The sequence below is a fragment of the Haoranjiania flava genome, assembly GCF_025631005.1.
GTDB lineage: Bacteria > Bacteroidota > Bacteroidia > Chitinophagales > Chitinophagaceae > Haoranjiania > Haoranjiania flava.
On the sequence record NZ_JAOTPL010000004.1, the window covers coordinates 145201 to 166310 of the forward strand.

General features: G+C 42.0%; 16 protein-coding genes. All 16 read left to right on the plus strand.

Annotated features, from left to right (window positions below):
* Nucleotides 1-71 precede the first annotated feature (71 nt).
* Nucleotides 72-1628: a RagB/SusD family nutrient uptake outer membrane protein gene (locus tag OD355_RS04435; RefSeq protein WP_263037248.1), complete on the plus strand. Its 1557-nt coding sequence runs from the start codon at nucleotides 72-74 to the stop codon at nucleotides 1626-1628.
* Between the two features lie 291 nt (nucleotides 1629-1919).
* Nucleotides 1920-3410, plus strand: a complete 1491-nt coding sequence (locus OD355_RS04440) for a DUF4886 domain-containing protein (RefSeq protein WP_263037249.1) — start codon at nucleotides 1920-1922, stop codon at nucleotides 3408-3410.
* A 70-nt stretch (nucleotides 3411-3480) separates the two neighbouring features.
* Nucleotides 3481-4821 carry a glucoamylase family protein gene (locus tag OD355_RS04445; RefSeq protein ID WP_263037250.1) on the plus strand — a complete coding sequence of 447 codons (1341 nt, stop codon included), beginning with the start codon at nucleotides 3481-3483 and terminating at the stop codon, nucleotides 4819-4821.
* Nucleotides 4822-5017: 196 nt separating this feature from the next.
* On the plus strand, nucleotides 5018-6727 hold the full coding sequence (locus OD355_RS04450) for a family 43 glycosylhydrolase (protein WP_263037251.1): 1710 nt from the start codon (nucleotides 5018-5020) through the stop codon (nucleotides 6725-6727).
* Nucleotides 6728-6742: 15 nt separating this feature from the next.
* Complete coding sequence (locus tag OD355_RS04455) at nucleotides 6743-8005, plus strand: glucoamylase family protein (RefSeq protein ID WP_263037252.1); 1263 nt, start codon at nucleotides 6743-6745, stop codon at nucleotides 8003-8005.
* A 188-nt stretch (nucleotides 8006-8193) separates the two neighbouring features.
* Nucleotides 8194-10506 carry a beta-glucosidase BglX gene (bglX, locus tag OD355_RS04460; protein WP_263037253.1) on the plus strand — a complete coding sequence of 771 codons (2313 nt, stop codon included), beginning with the start codon at nucleotides 8194-8196 and terminating at the stop codon, nucleotides 10504-10506.
* 27 nt (nucleotides 10507-10533) lie between these two features.
* On the plus strand, nucleotides 10534-11325 hold the full coding sequence (locus OD355_RS04465; protein ID WP_263037254.1) for a glycerophosphodiester phosphodiesterase: 792 nt from the start codon (nucleotides 10534-10536) through the stop codon (nucleotides 11323-11325).
* An 85-nt stretch (nucleotides 11326-11410) separates the two neighbouring features.
* On the plus strand, nucleotides 11411-12223 hold the full coding sequence (locus OD355_RS04470; RefSeq protein WP_263037255.1) for a carboxylesterase family protein: 813 nt from the start codon (nucleotides 11411-11413) through the stop codon (nucleotides 12221-12223).
* Between the two features lie 207 nt (nucleotides 12224-12430).
* The gene (locus tag OD355_RS04475) at nucleotides 12431-13288 is read left to right on the plus strand and encodes a prephenate dehydratase (RefSeq protein WP_263037256.1); all 858 of its coding nucleotides are present in this window, start codon (nucleotides 12431-12433) and stop codon (nucleotides 13286-13288) included.
* 55 nt (nucleotides 13289-13343) lie between these two features.
* Nucleotides 13344-14504, plus strand: coding sequence for a pyridoxal phosphate-dependent aminotransferase (locus tag OD355_RS04480; protein WP_263037257.1), 1161 nt, complete (start codon nucleotides 13344-13346; stop codon nucleotides 14502-14504).
* Nucleotides 14504-15379 (plus strand): prephenate dehydrogenase, encoded by an 876-nt coding sequence (locus OD355_RS04485; protein WP_263037258.1) that lies wholly within the window; start codon nucleotides 14504-14506, stop codon nucleotides 15377-15379. Before OD355_RS04480 ends, OD355_RS04485 begins: the two co-directional genes overlap by 1 nt.
* Nucleotides 15380-15409: 30 nt before the next feature.
* Nucleotides 15410-17071 carry a DEAD/DEAH box helicase gene (locus tag OD355_RS04490; RefSeq protein WP_263037259.1) on the plus strand — a complete coding sequence of 554 codons (1662 nt, stop codon included), beginning with the start codon at nucleotides 15410-15412 and terminating at the stop codon, nucleotides 17069-17071.
* Nucleotides 17072-17097: 26 nt separating this feature from the next.
* Entirely contained in the window at nucleotides 17098-18186 is a 1089-nt protein-coding gene (locus OD355_RS04495; protein WP_263037260.1) for a bifunctional 3-deoxy-7-phosphoheptulonate synthase/chorismate mutase type II, read from the plus strand.
* Entirely contained in the window at nucleotides 18179-19204 is a 1026-nt protein-coding gene (gene aroB, locus OD355_RS04500) for a 3-dehydroquinate synthase (protein ID WP_263037261.1), read from the plus strand. The genes OD355_RS04495 and aroB overlap by 8 nt, the downstream gene beginning before the upstream one ends.
* Nucleotides 19204-19794 (plus strand): DUF3267 domain-containing protein, encoded by a 591-nt coding sequence (locus tag OD355_RS04505; RefSeq protein ID WP_263037262.1) that lies wholly within the window; start codon nucleotides 19204-19206, stop codon nucleotides 19792-19794. The genes aroB and OD355_RS04505 overlap by 1 nt, the downstream gene beginning before the upstream one ends.
* Nucleotides 19781-21076 (plus strand): 3-phosphoshikimate 1-carboxyvinyltransferase, encoded by a 1296-nt coding sequence (gene aroA, locus OD355_RS04510; protein ID WP_263037263.1) that lies wholly within the window; start codon nucleotides 19781-19783, stop codon nucleotides 21074-21076. The genes OD355_RS04505 and aroA overlap by 14 nt, the downstream gene beginning before the upstream one ends.
* Nucleotides 21077-21110 lie beyond the last annotated feature (34 nt).

Below are 21110 nucleotides of genomic sequence, written 5' to 3' on the forward strand. Positions count from 1 at the left end.
CGGGAATGAGTATTGAATCTAAAAGATGGTTATTCCATGTGGCAACTGAAAAACAAATAAATTAAATACACATGAAAAGAATATACAACAATAAGTATTTATTACTATTCTTAGCAATAGCGGCAGTATTTGCAGTTACAGGCTGTAAGAAAGATTTTTTAGATACCCAGCGCCAAGGGGAATATACTGCTGATAATTATCCTTATCCGGGAGGTTCAGGGCCATACGATCAGTTTATTTTTGGTGCATACAACGATCTGCGCAGTTATTCTGTGCACGTAGATGGTTTTGTAGTAGCTACAAGTATAAGAAGTGACGATGCAGATAAGGGCAGCACACCTACAGATGGTGGTGCAGATGTAATAGGCATGGACAACTTTCCAGCCCTGTCTACCGGAGGCAGAGCAAATGCCTTATGGACAGGTTATTACGGCCTGATTAATAAATGCAATAGCGCTATTGCTAACATAGATACTTTATCTACTATAGTTGCCTCCGAAGGCATTAAGCAGCAATCAAGGGCAGAAGTTAAATTCTTAAGAGGTTATGCATACTTTATGCTGGTGCGTTTATTTGGAAATGTACCTATTATAGATACGGTTTACTCTGATCCGGCTGCACAACAGGTAGTGCCGCAGAGCAAGCCCTCTGAGGTGTATGCTTTTATTGAAGAAGATCTGAACTTTGCCGCACAATATTTACCTATGAGCTGGAATCAGAACCAGTTTGCAGGAAGACTTACCAAAGGGGCAGCTAACGGTATGCTGTCAAAAGTATATCTTACTCAAAAGAAATGGGCTCAGGCAGCAGCTGCCGCTCAACTGGTAATGAACTCAGGCCAATATGATCTTTCTGTAAATTATGGAATAATATTTACAGAGCAAGGAGAGAATAGTAAAGAATCTGTTTTTGAAGTACAGGCTACAGCATCTGCTTCTATTACACAGGCTAATGGAATCCAATACAATAATCTGCAAGGTGTAAGAGGTTCGGGAGAATGGAACTTAGGTTGGGGATGGAATACGCCCAGTACTTATTTAGAAGCAGCTTATGAGGCAGGAGACCCGCGCAAAGAAAGAACGATTCTATATGCCTCTACAGCTTCTACACCACGTTATTCCTATTACGGAGAATTGATGCCCCGCTATCCGGATCAGGTGCCTAACCCAAGGTATAATCACAAAGTGCTGGGCAGCCCAGTGCTCAGAAATTCCATCAGCCGCGGTACATGGTGGCTGAATGTAAGAATATTGCGATATGCCGATGTGGTTTTAATGTATGCTGAAGCCGCCAATGAATTAGGTAATGTAGCTGATGCAAGAAATGCGTTAAATTCTGTAAGAGCACGTGCTAGAAGAGGAGCAGCAGCAGGTACCTTACCTGACATTACTACTGATAGCCAGACCGAATTGCGTGATGCTATAAGACATGAAAGAAGAATAGAACTGGCTATGGAACACGATCGTTTCTTTGATCTTGTAAGATGGGGTATCGCAGCGCAAACTTTACATTCTGCCGGTAAGCCCAATTTTACTGCCGGGAGGGATGAATTGTTACCTATACCACAGCAGCAAATAGATTTAAGTAAAAAGGTATTAATTCAGAACCCTGGATATCCTCAATCTTAACAATGGGGAATATAACCAACAAAGTATAATTATGATCAAACGATCCGTAACTTATTTCGAGTGCTGTTTGCAAAGCAAATGGGTTATGGTTTACAAAGAACTTAGAATTCAATTATACTGTGTTAAATAACTTATCTGTTGGTGCAGGCGTAGAGGTTCTTATTGGAAAACCTTGCTGGAGCTGATTTATTATATCAAACAGGAGGTATTTTTACAAGTGAAATGAATAAATCAATATTAAAGGAATATCATTAGAAATAAAGGTACATTACTATTAAATAACAAACATATATGAAAAAAATTAAAATCTATGCAAGAGCAACATCACAGATAATAATCTTTTCCATCTTTCTTTTTATGTCATGCACCAAAGTGGGTAATCCCAATGGTTTGCCTGAAACAATTCCTCCTTCTGAATATCAAGGTAAGAATGATGGAATTATAAAAGTATTGGCAATAGGCAACAGCTTTTCAGAAGATGCAATTGAAAGCCATTTATATGAGTTGGCAAAAGCTACAGGAGATTCTATCGTTATAGGAAATTTGTATATAGGAGGGGCTTCGCTTGACCTGCATGTAGATAATGCCGCTAAGAATGCGTCCATTTACAGCTATAGGAAAATAAAGAATGGAGCTAAGAAAATCTATCCCAATATATCTATTGCCACGGCAATAGGTGACGAATATTGGGACTACATAAGTTTCCAGCAGGTAAGCCAGGAATCTGGTATTTTCAGCACTTTTGAGAAAACATTGCCTGTTTTGTATAATTATGTGAAAGGAAAAGCGTTGAATCCGAATGTAAAATATTTGTTGCATCAAACATGGGCATATGCACAGAACAGTACCCACGCAGGTTTTGTAAATTATGATAAAGATCAAATGAAAATGTACAAAGCCATTGTAGGTGCGTATAACCAGGCTAAAACGCTTATCAATGCAGAAAAAATTGTACCGTCTGGTACTGCTATTCAAAATGCGAGAACAAGTGTGGTAGGAGATAATTTTACCCGTGATGGTTATCATTTAAGCATTCCCTTTGGCAGGTATGTTGCGGCTGCTACATGGTACGAATCTATTTTTGGAAAATCGCCTGTTGGTAATACCTACAAGCCATCCGAGCTTTCACAGTTTGAAACAAATATTGCACAAAATGCCGCGCATTATGCTATGCAGAATCCTAACGTCGTGACTGAAATGGTGAATTTCCAGGGTACTGGCGATTTTACCGGGTCTATATTGATTAACTTTGGTACGGCAGCAGCTCCTGCAGGATGGAATGGAGTAACAGCATTTAGAGAAGAAACATCAGTATCGCTAAAAAATAATACAAACAATTACACAGGTATTCGCTTAACAATCACTGAAAAATTTAACGGTGCTAATACTTCAGGGGAAAGCTCTACTACTACGGATTTCAATATGCCTTCTGCAGTATCTGCATCTGCATTTTTCGGTAATTCGAAAGCAGAATTTGGCGGAGTATTGGTTAAACAAAGTAAACTGAAAATATCCGGCTTAGACAAAAATATGAAATATAATTTCTGCTACTTTGGTTCAAGAAATCAATCAACAGACAATAGAGAAACAAAATTTATTACTACAGGTAAAAATGAAGTAGCAGTGTTGCAAAACTCCTCAAATAATAAATCTGTCATATCCTGTGCAAACGCTGTACAACCAAATGATAATGGAGAGGTAACTATTACGATTACGGCAGGAGAAAATAACAATAACAGCACAGGTTTTTATTACATAAATGCTATGCGGATTACCAAATAGGCCAGCTTATGATTAAATAGAAGGCTATTGGAAACCACCAATAGCTTCTTTTCAAAATGAAAAAAGTAAAATGAGTTTTATTAGAACACAGTTACTCTTACAGCTGATATTTATTTCCCCTTTTGTGGTTATTGCACAAGTAAAAACTACAAAAAGTGAATCCACATCCTATACGCTCAGGATTGATAAAAATATCTCTGATTCGGCATTGGTAGACTTAGTACAGAAACAGACCTTCCGCTATTTCTGGGATTTTGCCCATCCCGTTTCCGGCATGGCGCGGGAGAGAAGCAACGCTACTGCTGAGTACGGCAATGAAGTTGTAACAACAGGTGGATCAGGTTTCGGCATCATGGCCATTATCGTTGCGGCGGAAAGAGGGTGGATCACGCGTGAGCAGGCAGCTGCCCGGGTGAATAAGATCGTGAAATTTTTATGGAAGGCAGACAGCTATCATGGCATGTTCCCGCATTGGCTCAATGGAGAAACAGGCAAAACAATTCGGTTTAGCCGGAAGGATGACGGGGCAGATATTGTTGAGAGTTCTTTTCTTTTTCAGGGCTTACTTACGGCCAGGCAGTATTTCAACAAAAATAATACTGTGGAAGCTGCAATACGCGACCGCATCAATTGGATGTGGAATGAAGCAGAATGGGATTTCTTTACCCGTGAAAACCGGGAAGTAATGTACTGGCACTGGAGCCCGAACAACGGCTGGGCAATGGATTTTGAATTGCGGGGCTACAATGAAGCACTGATAACGTATGTCCTGGCTGCATCATCAAAAAAATATCCGGTCAAAGCCAGTGTATATCATAAAGGCTGGGCAATGAGCAACTTTTTCAAAAACGGTAAACAGTTTTATAATACAACATTGCCTTTAGGCTTTGATTACGGCGGCCCGTTATTTTTTGCACATTACAGTTTCATGGGATTAGACCCAAGAGGTTTAAAAGATGCTTATGCCGATTACTGGCAACAAAATACCGCACATGCAAAAATTCATTACCAGTATTGCGTAGATAATCCTAAAGCGTTTAAAGGCTACGGCAAAAACAGCTGGGGGCTCTCTGCCTGCGATACTTATAACGGTTACAATGCACACTCGCCCACAAACGATCATGGCACCATTGCACCTACGGCTGCACTGTCGTCCTTTCCTTACACCCCCGGAGAGTCGATGGCTGCAATGCGCTACTTTTATATAAATTTGGGCCATAAACTCTGGGGTGAATATGGATTTAAAGATGCGTTTAATGAATCTAAAAACTGGTATGCTGATTCATACCTGGCCATAGACCAGGGGCCAATAGTTGTGATGATAGAAAATTACCGTACCGGGCTGCTGTGGAATTTATTTATGAGTTGCCCGGAAGTGCAGGAAGGTTTGACAAAATTAGGATTTAAATAATTGATAGATGATCGCCTCAGGCGATAGAATAAAGAATGGAGGCGAGAACATCTCGAATAACTTTTATAATTACATAACCCGATAACCTACCAACGTTAAATAACCGGAGCTAAATAAATTAAGCTTTGTAGAAGAGCAGAAAATTATGAGCGATATTTATAAATTAAAAAGTATAATAAAATTTTTTTGTTGGAAGATGCAGGCTATTGGCCTGATAATGCTTTCAATGGTCAGTTTCTCCATACACGCTCAGCAGACTTATTGTAACCCGCTGAATATTGATTACACTTATATGGTTTACAATGCTTACAACGATCTTTCTTATCGTTCAGGTGCAGATCCGGCGGTTGTAAGCTTCAGGGGTGAGTATTATATGTTTGTTACACGTTCTATGGGTTACTGGCATTCAAAAGATTTATTGCACTGGCAATTTATAGCGCCAGAGAAATGGTACTTCCAGGGATCGAACGCACCGGCAGCATTCAATTACAAAGACTCTGTATTGTATGTCATGGGCGACCCCAGCGGTTCTATGAGCGTATTGTATACTGATGATCCTAAAAAGGGCGACTGGAAAGCGGTTCCCGGCATTTTAAACGACCTGCAGGATCCTGCATTATTTATTGATGATGATGGTAAGACATATTTGTACTGGGGGTCGTCTAATGTGTTCCCGATACGCGGCAGAGAATTAAATAAAAATGACCGTTTTAAACCGCTATCTGCCCGTGTGGATTCTTTGTTTTACCTGGATATGTCCAAGCACGGCTGGGAACGGTTTGGAGAGAATCATGCTGATACGGTTTTGGGCGGATACATGGAAGGCCCCTGGATGACCAAACACAATGGAAAATATTATTTGCAATATGGCGCACCGGGCACAGAATTTAATGTTTACGGTGATGGCGCTTATGTGAGCAATAAACCGCTGGGTCCTTTTCAATATATGCCAAACAATCCTTTCTCTTACAAGCCGGGAGGGTTTATGAATGGTGCAGGTCATGGCAGTACCGTGGTTGGCCCTGGCGGTAAATACTGGCACTTTGCTTCCATGGCTATGCCTGTGAATGTAAACTGGGAGCGCAGGCTTTGTATGTATGCTACTTATTTCGATAAGGACGGCCTGATGTACAGCGACACTTATTTTGGTGATTACCCGCATTTTGCACCGGCTACAGGTGAGCGTTCGGGCAAATTCACCGGGTGGATGTTATTGTCTTACAACAAACCTGTGAAAGCATCTGGCTACCGCGAATCTTATACAGCTAAAAATGTTACCGACGAAAATGCAAAGACTTTCTGGCTGGCGCCTGAAAATAATGATCAGCAATGGGTAGAAATTGATTTGCAGCATTTATCAGAGGTCAGGGCTATACAAATAAATTATAATGATTATAAATCCGGGATGTATGGCCGCATAAAGAATTTATACCACAGGTATATTGTGGAAGGTTCGGTTGAAGGAAAGAGCTGGTTTACAATTGTTGATAAAAGCAGGAATTTCCAGGACGTACCAAACGATTATGTAGCACTCGCAGATGCCGTAAAAACAAGATATGTACGCTTTAAAAACATTCATTGCCCAACACCGCATTTATCTATTTCCGATATCAGGGTCTTTGGTAAAGGCAATGGAAAGCCTCCGGTGAAGGTTCAGCAATTTACAATTAACAGGAAGACTGACAGGCGCGATGCCATCATTAGATGGAAAGCTCAGTCAAATGCGCAGGGATACAATGTTATTTGGGGAATTGCACCTGATAAGCTTTACAGTTCATGGATGGTGTATGGCAATAATGAACTTGATCTGAAAGCATTAAACCGTGACCAGGAATATTATTTTACAATAGAAGCTTTTAATGAGCATGGTGTTGGTGAAAGAACCGGTATTATAAAAATAGAATGATTTTAAAATTGATAAATGTTTTTTGATAACAGAAAATATAGAACGGTTCAAACAGCAACATTGGTGGAGAACACGGATTCTGTTTTTTGTGATGATGCCTTGCTGGAACAAGTACAGCAACAGACATTTGCTTATTTCTGGGACTTCGCTCATCCGCATTGTGGAGCTATTCGTGAGCGGAACAGTGAAAGCTTTAAAGATGTTATCACCAGCGGTGGCACAGGATTCGGCATCATGACAATTCTGGTGGGTGTGGAGAGAAAGTGGATATCGAAGTATGATGCCAGGCAAAGAATTGTTCAGGTACTTGATTTCCTGTTGTCGTGTGAAACTTTTCATGGCGCGTATGCACATTGGTACAATGCCTATACGGCCGAAACAATCCCCTTCTCAAAGAAAGATACAGGAGCCGACCTCGTAGAAACATCTTTTCTGATAATGGGATTGCTTACCGTAAGACAATACTTTATTGCAGATAAAATTATTGTGGAAAAAATAAACAGCATCTGGCACAAGGTAGAGTGGGCAAAGTTTACAAGAGGTAAAGATGTGTTGTACTGGCACGAATCAAAAACGGGAAAGCAGAACATTAACCTGAAAATAGAAGGCTACAACGAAGCATTGATCACCTATGTGCTGGCTGCATCTTCACCACAATATGCCATTTCCAGAAACGTTTATGATAATGGTTGGGCCAGAAACGGCGACATTAGAAATGGCAAAAGTTTCTTTGGCACTACATTGCCGCTGGGCCCCGATTTGGGCGGCCCGATGTTTTTTACACATTACAGCTTTTTAGGCTTAGATCCACGCGGGCTACAGGACGCTTACGCGGATTACGGGACACAAAATATTGCACAAACAAAAATCAACCATGCTTATTGTGCAGCTAATCCCAAAAATTACAAAGGTTATAGCGAGCGTTGTTGGGGGTTGTCTGCCTGTGACAGCGGTAAACGGTACCGGCCACATTCGCCCGAAAAAGACAATGGCACAATATGCCCGTCGGCTGCAATTGCATCAATGCCTTATTTTCCAGAAGCCTCTGTAAAAGCATTAAAATACTTTTATTACGAACTGGGAGACCGCTTATGGGGAGAATATGGATTTTATGATGGATTTAATTTATCGAGGAAATGGTTTGCCGATTCATATTTAGCGATCAACCAGGCGCCCATAATTTTAATGATAGAGAATTATAGGAGCGGGTTATTATGGGATTTGTTTATGAGTTGTGAAGAGGTAAAAGCGGGGTTGAAGAAGCTGGGATTTAAATAAGTATTTAATCGCCTGCGGCGATAGAATACAGATTCGAAGTGAGGAGCCTCGAATAACAAGAGAAAATGTAAAAATAACTGGTTCTATGAAACGTCTTCGCTTCATAGGTTTATTGTATCGCCTCTGGCGATTATAAAAAACAATCGTAAATAAATGTTTGAACTTTAAACTTAATAAATATAAAAATGATGAAGAAGCAAATAATAAAATTAAGTACGCTGTTGTTCATTTTTGTGTTAGCGGCAACTGCTTTGCCGGCACAGAAAAGCGTAAAGCCTCAGGATGCAAAGATGCATGCCTTCATTACATCGCTGATGAATAAAATGACGCTGGATGAAAAGATCGGACAACTGAATCTGCCAAGCGCCGGCGAGTTTACTACCGGTACTGCTACCAATTCAGACATCGGCAATAATGTAAAGAAAGGCAACGTTGGAGGGCTTTTTAATATCAAAGGCGTGGAAAAAATAAAAGCTATACAAAAAGTAGCCGTTGAAGAAAGCAGGATGAAAATTCCTATGTTATTTGGCATGGATGTTATCCACGGCTATGAAACTACCTTCCCCATTCCGTTGGGTGTTGCCGCTACATGGGACATGCAGGCTGTGGAGCAGTCTGCACGCATTGCTGCTACGGAAGCCAGCGCAGATGGTATCAGCTGGACATTCAGCCCTATGACAGATATTTCGCGTGATCCGCGCTGGGGAAGGGTTTCGGAAGGTAGCGGCGAGGATCCGTATCTGGGAAGTGCAATTGCAAAAGCAATGGTCTACGGCTACCAGGGAAGAACAGGTAATTTTGCCAACAATAATATCCTGGCTTGTGTAAAGCATTTCGCCTTATACGGAGCCCCGGAGGCAGGCAGGGATTACAATACGGTTGACATGAGCCGTATAAGAATGTACAATGAATATTTTCCTCCTTACAAAGCGGCTGTAGATGCAGGCGTAGGCAGCGTAATGGCTTCTTTCAATGAAGTTGACGGCATCCCTGCTACGGGCAATAAATGGCTGATGACAGATGTGCTGCGCAGGCAATGGGGCTTCAAAGGATTTGTTGTTACTGATTATACAGGCATTAATGAAATGATAGATCATGGCATGGGCGACCTGCAGGCCGTATCGGCATTAGCCTTGAAAGCAGGCATTGACATGGATATGGTAGGCGAAGGATTTTTGAAAACATTGAAAAAATCTTTGCAGGAAAAGAAAATAACACAAGCAGAGATAGATACTGCCTGCCGGAGGATACTGGAAGCAAAGTATAAGCTGGGCCTTTTCGACGATCCGTATAAATACATCAACAAAAATCGTGCTAAGACAGAAGTATACACTACAGCAAACAGAAATATTGCCAGGGAAATTGCAGCTAAAAGTTTCGTGCTTTTGAAAAATGAAGGCCAAACACTGCCGCTTAAAAAAACCGGTAAGATCGCATTAATAGGCCCGCTCGCAGATGCTGCCAATAACATGGCTGGCACATGGAGTGTGGCAACAGTGCAAGATAAGTCAGTATCCGTGTTGCAGGGTTTGAAGCATGTTGCGGGCAACAGTGCAGAAATATTGTATGCCAAGGGCGCTAATCTTACACAGGACTCAGTATTAGAAATGAACGCTACAATGTTTGGCAAAACCCTGCACCGCGACTCTCGTACACCCGAAGCTTTGCGGGCTGAGGCGCTCGCCGTTGCTTCCAGGGCAGATGTAATCGTTGCTGCCTTAGGAGAAAGTGCTGAAATGAGTGGAGAAGCCAGCAGCAGAACAGACATTGGTATCCCTGCAGTACAACAGGAATTATTAAATGAACTGTTGAAAACAGGCAAGCCGGTTGTGCTTGTTCTGTTCGCCGGCCGTCCGCTGGCACTCACATGGGAACAGGAGCATGTACCTGCAATTTTAAAAGTATGGTTTCCGGGTAGTGAAGCAGGCCTTGCAATTGCTGATGTAATTTTCGGAAATAAAAATCCGTCAGGTAAATTACCTATGACCTTTCCGCGAAACGTTGGCCAGGTACCAATTTTCTACAACCATAAAAATACCGGCCGTCCGTTAAATGAGTCTGTAAAAGGCTTTCAGAAGTTTCGTTCAGGATACCTGGATGTGTCTAATGATCCGCTATATCCATTTGGCTTTGGGCTGAGCTATACAGATTTCGTGTATGGAGATCTACAGCTAAGCGCAAAAAAATTAAAAAACAATCAACAGTTGAAAGCATCTGTAACGGTTACCAACAAAGGTAAATTTGATGGTGAAGAAGTGGTACAGTTGTATATTCGTGATATGGTGGGAAGCATTACAAGACCGGTGAAAGAGTTGAAAGGCTTCCAAAAAGTATTTATAAAAGCAGGTGAGAGCAAGCGCGTAGAATTTTCCATTACTACAGAAGACCTGAAGTTTTACAACAGTGAATTAAAGCATGTATGGGAACCCGGTGAATTTGAAATAATGATAGGCACAAACTCCAGCGATCTGCAAAAACAAAAAGTTATGTGGGAAAAGTAATAAATTGCAGTTTTTAAACTATAAAGAATGAAATGTATAATTATACTATCAGCAGTCCTGCTTTTTAGTTGTACTTCAATGAAACAAGGCAAAATCCCGGCCGATAACCCGGTGATAGCACACCGGGGAGCCTTTAAGCAATTAAACCTTCCTGAAAATTCTATAGCATCGCTGAAACACGCGGTAGCATTGGGTTGTGCAGGTACTGAGTTCGATGTGCATATGACTGCTGACAATGTATTGGTATTAAATCATGATCATGACTATTTTAAACTGCCCATAGAGAAAACCGACTATGCCGCACTCAACCGGCATAAACTGGGCAACGGCGAATCTCTGCCGCTACTGAAAGATGCCATTCAGGAAGGAATGAAAAATAATAAGACTACAAAACTTATTTGCGAAATAAAACCTTCTTCCATCAGTAAGTTGCGCGGACAGCAAATGGCAGAGAAAGTTTTAGCCCTGGTGAAAGAATTGAAAGCAGAAAAGTATATGGTTTACATCAGCTTTGATTTTGATATTCTGAAGAAAATCCTGGCATTGAATCCACATGCCAACACCCAGTACCTGAATGGTGATAAATCTCCTCTTGAACTGAAACAGGCAGGCATCAGGGGAGCTGATTATCATTATGATATTTTCAGAAAAAATCCCGGATGGATAAAGATGGCTAAAGACCACAACATTGCGCTGAATGCCTGGACAGTGAATGACGCAGAAGGTATGAAATGGTTGCTGGATAATAACTTTGAGTATATCACTACCAATGAGCCTGAAGAATTATTTCGAATTATTGATGAAAGAAGAGGTAAGTAATGAAATAGCCATTCGCCTAAGGTGCGACCAAATAAGAATCAAAGGTTGTTCCATGTGGCAAACAGCAAAAATTAAATTTATACACATGAAACATTTTCTGGTATTAGTATTGTTGACAATTTCATCCTGTGCTTTGCATGCGCAGGACTTTTCCTTATTCGCTAAATATAAATTTATTCAGAATGGCGATACACTCCCTTACCGGATCTTATTGCCTGAAAACTTTGATGCGGCCAAAAAGTACCCGTTAGTGCTATTTCTGCATGGGAGAGGCGAGAGCGGCAACGATAATGAGAAGCAACTGGTACATGGTGCTAAGCTGTTCCTGGATCCGGTAAACAGGAAAAAATACCCGGCAATTGTTGTATTTCCGCAAAACGCCAGTCAATATTATTGGAGCAACGTACAAACCGTGGCCAAAGAAAACGGTAAGAGGTCTTTTTATTTCGTGCATACAGGCGAACCGTCAACATCTATGAAACTAACCATGTCGCTATTGCACAACCTGCACAGGCAATACAAGATCAGCAAAGAACAGGTATATGTAATGGGTTTGAGCATGGGCGGGATGGGTACCTTTGAAATTGTAAACCGTATGCCTTATACGTTTGCTGCTGCTGTGCCTATCTGCGGCGGCGCACATCCTGCTACGGCAGCCAATTTAAAGGGTACCAGGTGGTGGGTGTTTCATGGCGCTAAAGATGATGTGGTTGATCCGGAATTTTCAGTAGACATGGTAAAAGCGATGAAGAAGCATGCTGTGGATGTAAAGTTTACTTTGTATCCCGAAGCAAATCACAACAGTTGGGACAATGTTTTTGCAGAGCCTGACTTACTGAAATGGATGTTTAGCCGGAAAAGATTTGTTGCAAGAGAATCACCATCCGGCGATCGTTAATTAAAAATTTTTTTTGTTGTATTAAATATTATACTACTTTTGCAAAGAATTAATAGAGTATATGCAAAGCAATAACAATTTCTTTTATTTTTTTGGTTATTTCTATTTTAGTAAAAATGGACTGAGTTGTTATGCTTAAAATCTAATAAAAATAAAAATATTAAAAAGTATAATCTCAGTCCGGAAGGGTTGAGATTTTTTTATTTTATGGCAAAAAGCATCAGGCAAAAATTAATTGAGCAAAAAAACATTGTTTCTATCCAGGGCTTCCCCGGTTGCTTTCACCAGGAGGCGGCAGAAAGTTTTTTTAAAGGAAATGTAGAAGTTATTTGCTGCAACACCTTCAAAGAAGTAATAAAAACAGCTTCCAACAAAAAAGAAAGCAGCGGCGGCGTTATGGCAATTGAAAACTCAATTGCAGGCAGTATTTTACCCAATTACAATTTATTATTAAAAAGCAACCTCAAGATCGTTGGTGAGGTATATCTGCAGATCAACCAACAGCTCATGGCCAATAGAGGCATAACATTAGAGGAAATTAAGGAAGTACATTCACACCCCATGGCATTGCAGCAATGCGAACAATTTTTAGATAAGTTTCAATGGAAACTGGTAGAATCAGACGATACAGCTTTAAGCGCCAAACGTATTGCCAGGAACAAAAGTAAAACCAATGCTGCTATTGCCAGCGCTCTCGCAGCAAAAATTTATAACCTGGATATTATTGCCCCGAACATCCATACCCTGAAAAATAATTATACCAGGTTTTTGGTATTACAGCGTGCAGAAGTATCCGAAGAAATTGAAGATGCCAATAAAGCTTCTGTCTATTTTCATACCGATAACTCGAAAGGAAGCCTGGCAAAGGTTTTAAATAAAGTAAATGAGGCCGGCATCAACCTCACCAAGCTGCAAAGCTTCCCAATCCCCGGTAGCGACTGGAAATATAGTTTTCATGTAGACATGGAATTTGAGAGTAAGTCGCAGTTTTTTAAGCTCATGAAAAAGATTGACCCGTTAACAGAAGAAATGAAAATTTACGGCATCTATAAAAGCGGTAAATAATACCGCTGCATACACTAAATAAAGAATAAGCTTCAACAATATCAATTATAGTTAAATGCAGGTAGCAAAAAGATTACAGGCGGTAGAAGAATATTATTTCTCTAAAAAATTAAGAGAAATAGATGAGATGAACAAACAAGGCAAAAACGTTATCAACCTTGGGATTGGCAGCCCTGATCTGCCTCCGCATCCGGAGGTAATTAAAGTTTTGAATGAGGTTAGCGCTCAACCTGAAGTGCATGGTTACCAGAGCTATAAAGGTTTGCCATTGTTCAGAGAAGCCGTTGCTGGCTGGTATAAAAAGTGGTACGATGTGGAGTTGGATCCTGCCACGGAGATCTTGCCTTTGATGGGCTCAAAAGAAGGCATCATGCACATTTGCATGACGTACCTGGATGAAGGTGATGTAGCCCTGGTGCCCAATCCGGGCTATCCGACCTATGCAAGCAACATTAAGCTTACAGGCGCCGAAGCCAGGCCATATAATTTAAACGAAGCCAACAACTGGTCTCCTGATTTTGAAGAAATTGAACAACAGGATCTTTCCAAAGTGAAGCTGCTATTTGTAAATTACACACAAATGCCTACGGGCAAAGCAGCCTCAACAGCATTGTTTGAAAAAATAATTGCTTTTGCTCAAAAGCATGCCATACTTGTGGTGCACGATAATCCGTATAGTTTTATTCTGAATGAAAAACCGCTGAGCCTGCTGTCAATACCAGGAGCAAAAGAGGTAGCGGTAGAGCTGAATTCCTTAAGCAAATCACACAACATGGCAGGCTGGCGCATGGGCATGATGCTGGCCGGCCGGCAACGCATAGATGAAATTCTTCGTTTTAAAAGTAACATGGACAGCGGTATGTTTGCTCCGCTGCAACACGCTGCCGCCAGGGCTTTAACGCTGGGTAAAGAATGGCATGAGGAGTTGAACAAAATATATGAATCCAGGAGAGAAAAGGTATACGAACTTTTAAATCTGCTGGGATGCAGCTATGATAAAACGCAGACAGGCCTGTTCATATGGGCAAAAGTTCCCGGTGAATATGCAGATGGCTACCAGCTGGCAGACGATGTTTTATACAAATCAAATGTGTTCATCACACCAGGGGGTATTTTCGGCAGTGAAGGCAATAATTACATACGCATTTCTTTATGCGGCAATCAGCAAAGGTTCGAGGATTCTATAGCAAGACTTAAAAATGTAAATAAAGAATAATGGCTGAAGTTGAGAACAAAAACACTAAGGTTGGAACCGTTGCTATTCTTGGGCTCGGGCTCATCGGCGGTACTTTCGCTTATGCATTAAGGGATCATAAAATTGCTGAAAAGATCATTGGCATTCGTGTGGGGAGGCCTTCAGAAGCTAAAGCATTGGCGCTTGGTATTGTGGATGAATTATTACCGATGGAAGAAGCTATCGGAAAAGCAGACCTGGTTATTCTGTCGGTGCCTGTAAATACTTGCGTGGAAGTGTTGCCGAAGGTGCTGGACCTGGTAGAAAACCAGATGGTAATAGATATGGGATCTACTAAAGAAGCGCTGATCAAAGCGGTAGCAGGTCACCCGAAAAGAAAAAGATTTCTTCCTGCGCACCCTATGTGGGGTACAGAATTCAGCGGCCCGGAAGCTGCCATGCACCATGTATTACAGGGTAAAAACTTTATCATTTGCAGCAAGGAAGACAGTGATCCTGATGTTTCGGAAACGGTTGAAAAGATCATAAAAAAGATCGGGATGAATATTGTGTATATGAATGGTATGGCCCACGATGTACACCTGGCTTACGTTTCACACATATCGCATATCACCAGCTTTGCGCTGGCAAATACGGTTCTGGAAAAAGAAAAAGAAGAAGACAATATCTTCGACCTGGCCAGTTCCGGCTTTGAAAGTACCGTACGTTTGGCTAAATCCAATCCGCAAACCTGGGTGCCTATATTTATGCAAAACAAAGAAAATGTGCTGGATGTCTTGAACGAGCACATTTCACAATTAAGAAAATTTAAATCCTCGCTGGAAAAAGAGAACTGGGAATTTCTGGCTGATTTAATTGATAATAGTAATAAAATAAAAAAGATTTTAGACAGATAGGTTAATTTTGTCGCACATTAAAAAATAATAATGATAACATTCAAAGAACTGGCTTTAGAAGAAAACATCTTACAAGCTGTTGAAGACTTAGGTTTTGTAAACCCTACGGAAATACAGGAAAAAGCTATACCTGTATTGCTTTCCGGAGAAAAAGATTTTATCGGGCTCGCACAAACCGGTACAGGTAAAACAGCTGCATTCGGGCTTCCCCTTCTACAGCTGATCGACCATAATGAAAAGCACCCTCAGGCCCTGATCATTTGTCCTACACGCGAACTGTGTATGCAGATCGTGAAAGAAATGGTCAACTTCAAAAAATATATAAAGGCTGTAAATGTTGTGGCAGTCTACGGCGGCGCCAACATCATGATGCAGATTAAGGACATTCGCAGGGGCGCACAAATTATTGTAGCAACTCCCGGCCGCCTGATTGACCTGATAGAAAGAAAAGCAATCAACCTCGAAAAAATAAAATACGTAGTACTGGACGAAGCAGATGAAATGCTGAACATGGGCTTCCAGGAAGATATAGAATTTATTTTGCAGAATACGCCGGAGCGTGAAGCCACCTGGCTTTTCAGCGCCACCATGCCCAACGAGATCCGCAAAGTAAGCAAGCGATACATGCAGACCCCGGTGGAAGTCACAGTAGGAAAGATCAACACGACCAATAAAAATATTGATCATCAATATTATGTTACCTCTGCCTCTAACAGGTACGAAACACTGAAGCGGTTGATTGATTTTAATCCAGGCATTTACGGGCTGATCTTTACAAGAACCAAAGTAGATGCACAGAACATCACTGAAAAACTGATACGCGAAGGTTATGATGTAGATGCATTGCACGGCGATCTTACGCAGCCCCAGCGCGATAAGGTAATGGGGCAGTTCAGGGACAAAGCCTTACAGCTGCTGATCGCTACAGACGTGGCTGCACGCGGTATTGACGTGAAAGAGATCACCCACGTTATTAATTATGAATTGCCCGATGATATTGAAGTATACACACACAGAAGCGGGCGCACAGGCCGTGCAGGCAGTACCGGTGTATGTATCAGCATTGTGCATTCAAGAGAATTGTATAAACTCAAGCAGATTGAAAAAATCTCCCAGGCAGAACTCAACAAGATGGAAATACCTTCCGGAAAAGACGTATGCCGCAAGCAGTTTTATTTCTACATGGATCGTTTGCTCAATGCAGATATTACCAACGAAGAATATGAAACATACGTACCCATGTTGAAGGAGAAGTTTGCAGAGATGAGTAAGGAAGATATCCTGAAACGTGTGGCAGCATTGGAGTTCGACAGGTTCCTGAATTATTATGAGCACGCAGAAGACCTGAACATTCACAAAGATGACAGGTCCAAAAATAAAAAAGATTTTGAGAGGGGAGGTAAGGAGAGAAAGTCCGACAGGAGAGATTTTGAAGGTGATACCACGAGATTGTTCATCAACCTGGGCACCAAAGACGGCTTCCATAAAGCAAACTTTATACAATTCATACTGGATATATCCGACCTGCAAAAAAGCTCATTGGGCAGGATTGATATGAAGGAAATGAATAGCTGGATTGAAATAGACAAGAAAGCTGCAAACCAGATGGTGCGCGCACTTGACGGCAAAAAATTCAAAGGAAGAAAAATCAGGATGAATGATGCGGACAGTGTAGGTCCGAGAAGAAAATAAAGCTAAAATTTATAAATTCACACATTATGAATACAGAAGAAATTCAACAGCAAAAAGAACAGGTGCAGCAAATATGGAAGAAGCGTCCGTTGATTATATCAGGCCCTTGCAGCGCAGAGTCTGAAGAGCAGATCATGGAGACTGCCATAGGGCTTGCAAAAACAGGAAAGGTAGATGTAATGCGTTCGGGTATCTGGAAACCGCGGACACGCCCGGGAAGCTTTGAAGGCATTGGTGTAAAAGGCCTGCCCTGGTTGCAGGCAGCAAAGAAAGCTACCGGAATGCTGATGGCTGTTGAGGTTGCCACGCCCAAGCAGGTTGAAAATGCTTTGGAGTTCGGTATTGATATTTTGTGGATCGGCGGCCGTACAACCGTAAACCCGTTTAGCGTGCAGGATATTGCCGATGCTTTGCGGGGCGTGGAAGTGCCGGTGCTTATCAAAAACCCGTTGAATCCTGACCTGGAGTTATGGACAGGCGCTGTAGAACGGATTGACCGCGCAGGCATAAAAGATATAGGCCTGATACATCGCGGCTTTGCGGTGTATGGCAATACGGAATACCGCAACCCGCCTATGTGGCACCTGGCTATTGAAATGAAAATGCGTTATCCCGAACTGCCTTTTATTGCTGACCCTTCACACATTTGTGGCAACAGGGAAGGCCTGTTAGGCGTAGCACAACGCGCTATAGACCTGGATTACGACGGGTTGATCATTGAGTCGCACTGTACGCCTGATGTCGCGTGGAGCGATGCAAAACAACAGGTAACACCTGCACAGCTCGAAGATATTTTAAACCATATCGTATGGCGTAAGGAAGACAAAGAAAATATTGACCACGCTGCCCTGGAAAAATTCCGCCAGCAGATCAACAACCTCGATGATGAACTTGTTGAATTGCTTTCCCAAAGAATGCAGGTGGCAGACAATATCGGCCGGTATAAGAAAGACAATGAGATCACCATATTACAGACCAACCGCTGGAACGAAATTTTGGAAAAGGCTATTGCCAAAGGCGAGAAAAAAGGCCTGAGCCGTGAGTTTGTAACCAAATATTTTGATGCCATTCACATGGAAAGTATTGCTCACCAGAACAGGATCATGAATGAATAAAAAAGTTGTCAGGTACGCTTCGGCATCTACTGTTTTTTATTTTGACAGTGCCATCAACGAACTGGCCGGCATTGTTGATAAGTCTGCTGCATTCATTATCACAGATGACAATGTTTATCATCATCATCAAAAAAAACTAAAGGGCTGGAATGTAATACTGGTGCGTGCCGGAGAGGAATTTAAAAATCAGCAGGCAGTTGATGAGGTCATTGTAAAGCTTATAGAATCCGGCGCAGACAGGAAATCAACCATCATTGGTTTAGGCGGCGGCGTAGTTACAGATATTGCCGGCTATGTAGCGTCTGTTTATCTGAGGGGTGTTAGCTTCGGCTTTATTCCTACCTCCATTCTTGCCATGGTAGATGCGTCTGTTGGCGGCAAAAACGGCGTAGATGTGGGTATCTATAAAAATATGGTCGGCGTGATCCGCCAGCCAAAATTCTTATTGTACGATTATACTTTGCTGAAAACGCTGCCACAGCAAGAGTGGATAAATGGTTTTGCAGAGATCATAAAACATGCAGCTATTAAAGATGCCGCCATGTTTAAAATGCTTGAAAGCCACACGGTGAAAGACTTCCGGAAGGATAAGCAACTACTCGCAAAACTAATTCAGAGAAATGCATTGCTGAAAGCCAGAGTAGTGCAGCAAGATGAACTGGAACAGGGCGACAGGAAATTGCTGAACTTCGGGCATACTTTAGGCCACGCCATTGAGAACACTTACAAGCTTCCGCACGGCCATGCTATTTCGGTGGGAATGGTTTTTGCAGCCTACCTCTCTAAGCAATTGCTCGATTTCAAAGCGGCGGAACGCCTGGTGAGGATCATTGAACAATACGGGCTCACCGCTTTTTTCAACTATGATGCAGCAGATGCTTTAAACAAAATTCTTTCCGATAAAAAACGTGTGAATGAGGTTATCAATTTTGTGTTGCTGGAAAAAATCGGTAAAGCGTTGTATCAGCCATTGAAATTAGAACAGATAGCTTCTGTAATGGAGGCAGTCAGTAAATAATGTATTCACCTGATCAGTACATAGAAGAGAAAAGAACAATCAACCTCAGGAAAATGCAATTGCTTTCCTGGGTTGTTGCCGTTGTTGCACTGATAGTATATGGCTCAGCATTTTACAGCCTGGCAGATGACCCGTCGGCAAATGTGTTCGCAGGGAAAAGTGTAGCAGGCATTTTCTGGATATTGCTGGGGTTTGTTGGCATGATTGCCGCAGGTATTTGCCTGCATGAACTAGTGCATGGTTTTTTCTTTGCCATTTTTGCAAAGAATGGTTTCAAATCTATAAAGTTTGGCGTACTTACCAAACCAGTATTTGCATTTTACTGCCATTGCAAAGAGCCGCTAAAGCGCCATCAGTACATGGTTTCGGCCATTATGCCATTGATCTTATTAGGTATATTACCTTCCGTAATTGCCGTATTTACAAGCAACTTTTTGTTATTACTCGCGGGTTATATATTAACTGTCGGCGCAATCGGAGATGTGATGATGATAAAGATGCTGGTGCAGGAAGACAAAAACAGTTATGTACTGGATCACCCGTCAGAAATTGGTTTTTATGTTTTAAAAGAAAAAAATGTTGAACGATAATATACAGGTTCCAGCCACCGTTTCCATCTCTCCCGGCAGGGTTTCGGGAAATGTTTATGCACCTGCGTCTAAAAGTTCTATGCAGCGTGCCTGTGCTGCGGCACTGATCAGTAAAAGTATTTCCAGGATATACAACCCGGGAATTTCCAATGATGATATGGCTTCTTTACACGTGATCCGTTTGCTGGGCGCCAAAGTAAGCAGGCAGGATAATGGATCCTTGCTGGTTGATTCTTCTGAAGCTCAGGCTGCAAAAGACTTACAAATTAATTTTGGTGAAAGCGGTTTAGGTATCCGCATGTTTACGCCAATTGCTGCGCTGAACAAATTTCCGGTAAAAATTACCGGTGAGGGCAGCCTGCTTTGCAGGCCTATGTATTTTTTTGATGAAGTATTGCCTCAATTAAATGTACAGGTAAAGTCCAGTCAGGGCCGGCTCCCGATAGAAATTTCCGGCGGTTTGGTTCCTAAAGATATTACTATTGACGGCTCGCTGAGTTCCCAGTTTTTAACGGGGCTGTTGTTTGCTTATGCAGCCGCAGATGCGCAGGATGTAACCATCACTGTAAACAACCTCAACAGCAGGCCATACATAGACCTTACGCTGAAAGTGTTGCAGGACTTTGGTTTGCGCGTGCCCGTAAACAACGATTATAAGTCATTTCATTTTACTTCTTCTCAATGCGCGCCCCCAGGCGAAGTGCATTACACCGTTGAAGGCGACTGGAGCGGGGCAGCTTTTTTATTGGTTGCAGGCGCAGTCGCAGGCAACATCACTGTAAAAGGACTGGATACTTTTTCTGCGCAGGCTGATAAAAAAATCCTGGAAGCGTTGATGGATGCAGGCTGCAGTATGTCTGTACGCGAAAATGAAATTGAAATAAGCGCCGCAGCAGGTTTAAAAGCTTTCCAGATCAATGCTACGGATTGCCCGGATCTTTTTCCTCCGCTGGTGGCCCTGGCAAGTTTTTGCACAGGCAAATCTGTCATTGAAGGCGTACACCGCCTGGCACACAAAGAAAGCGACCGCGCAAAAACGCTGATGGAAGAATTTTCTAAACTCGGTGTAAACATCAGCCTCCAGGACAACCTGATGATCGTGGAAGGTCTGCAGCAGGTGCGATCTGCGCAAGTGCATTCACACAATGACCACCGCATTGCAATGGCATGTGCAGTTGCCGCATTGCGTGCCGGCGGCGATGTGATCATAGAACAGGCCGATGCTGTAAAAAAATCTTATCCTGCATTTTACCGCGATCTGGAAATGCTGCGTGTAAAATAATCTTCATTAAAAAATATTCAGCATGTTGACAAAA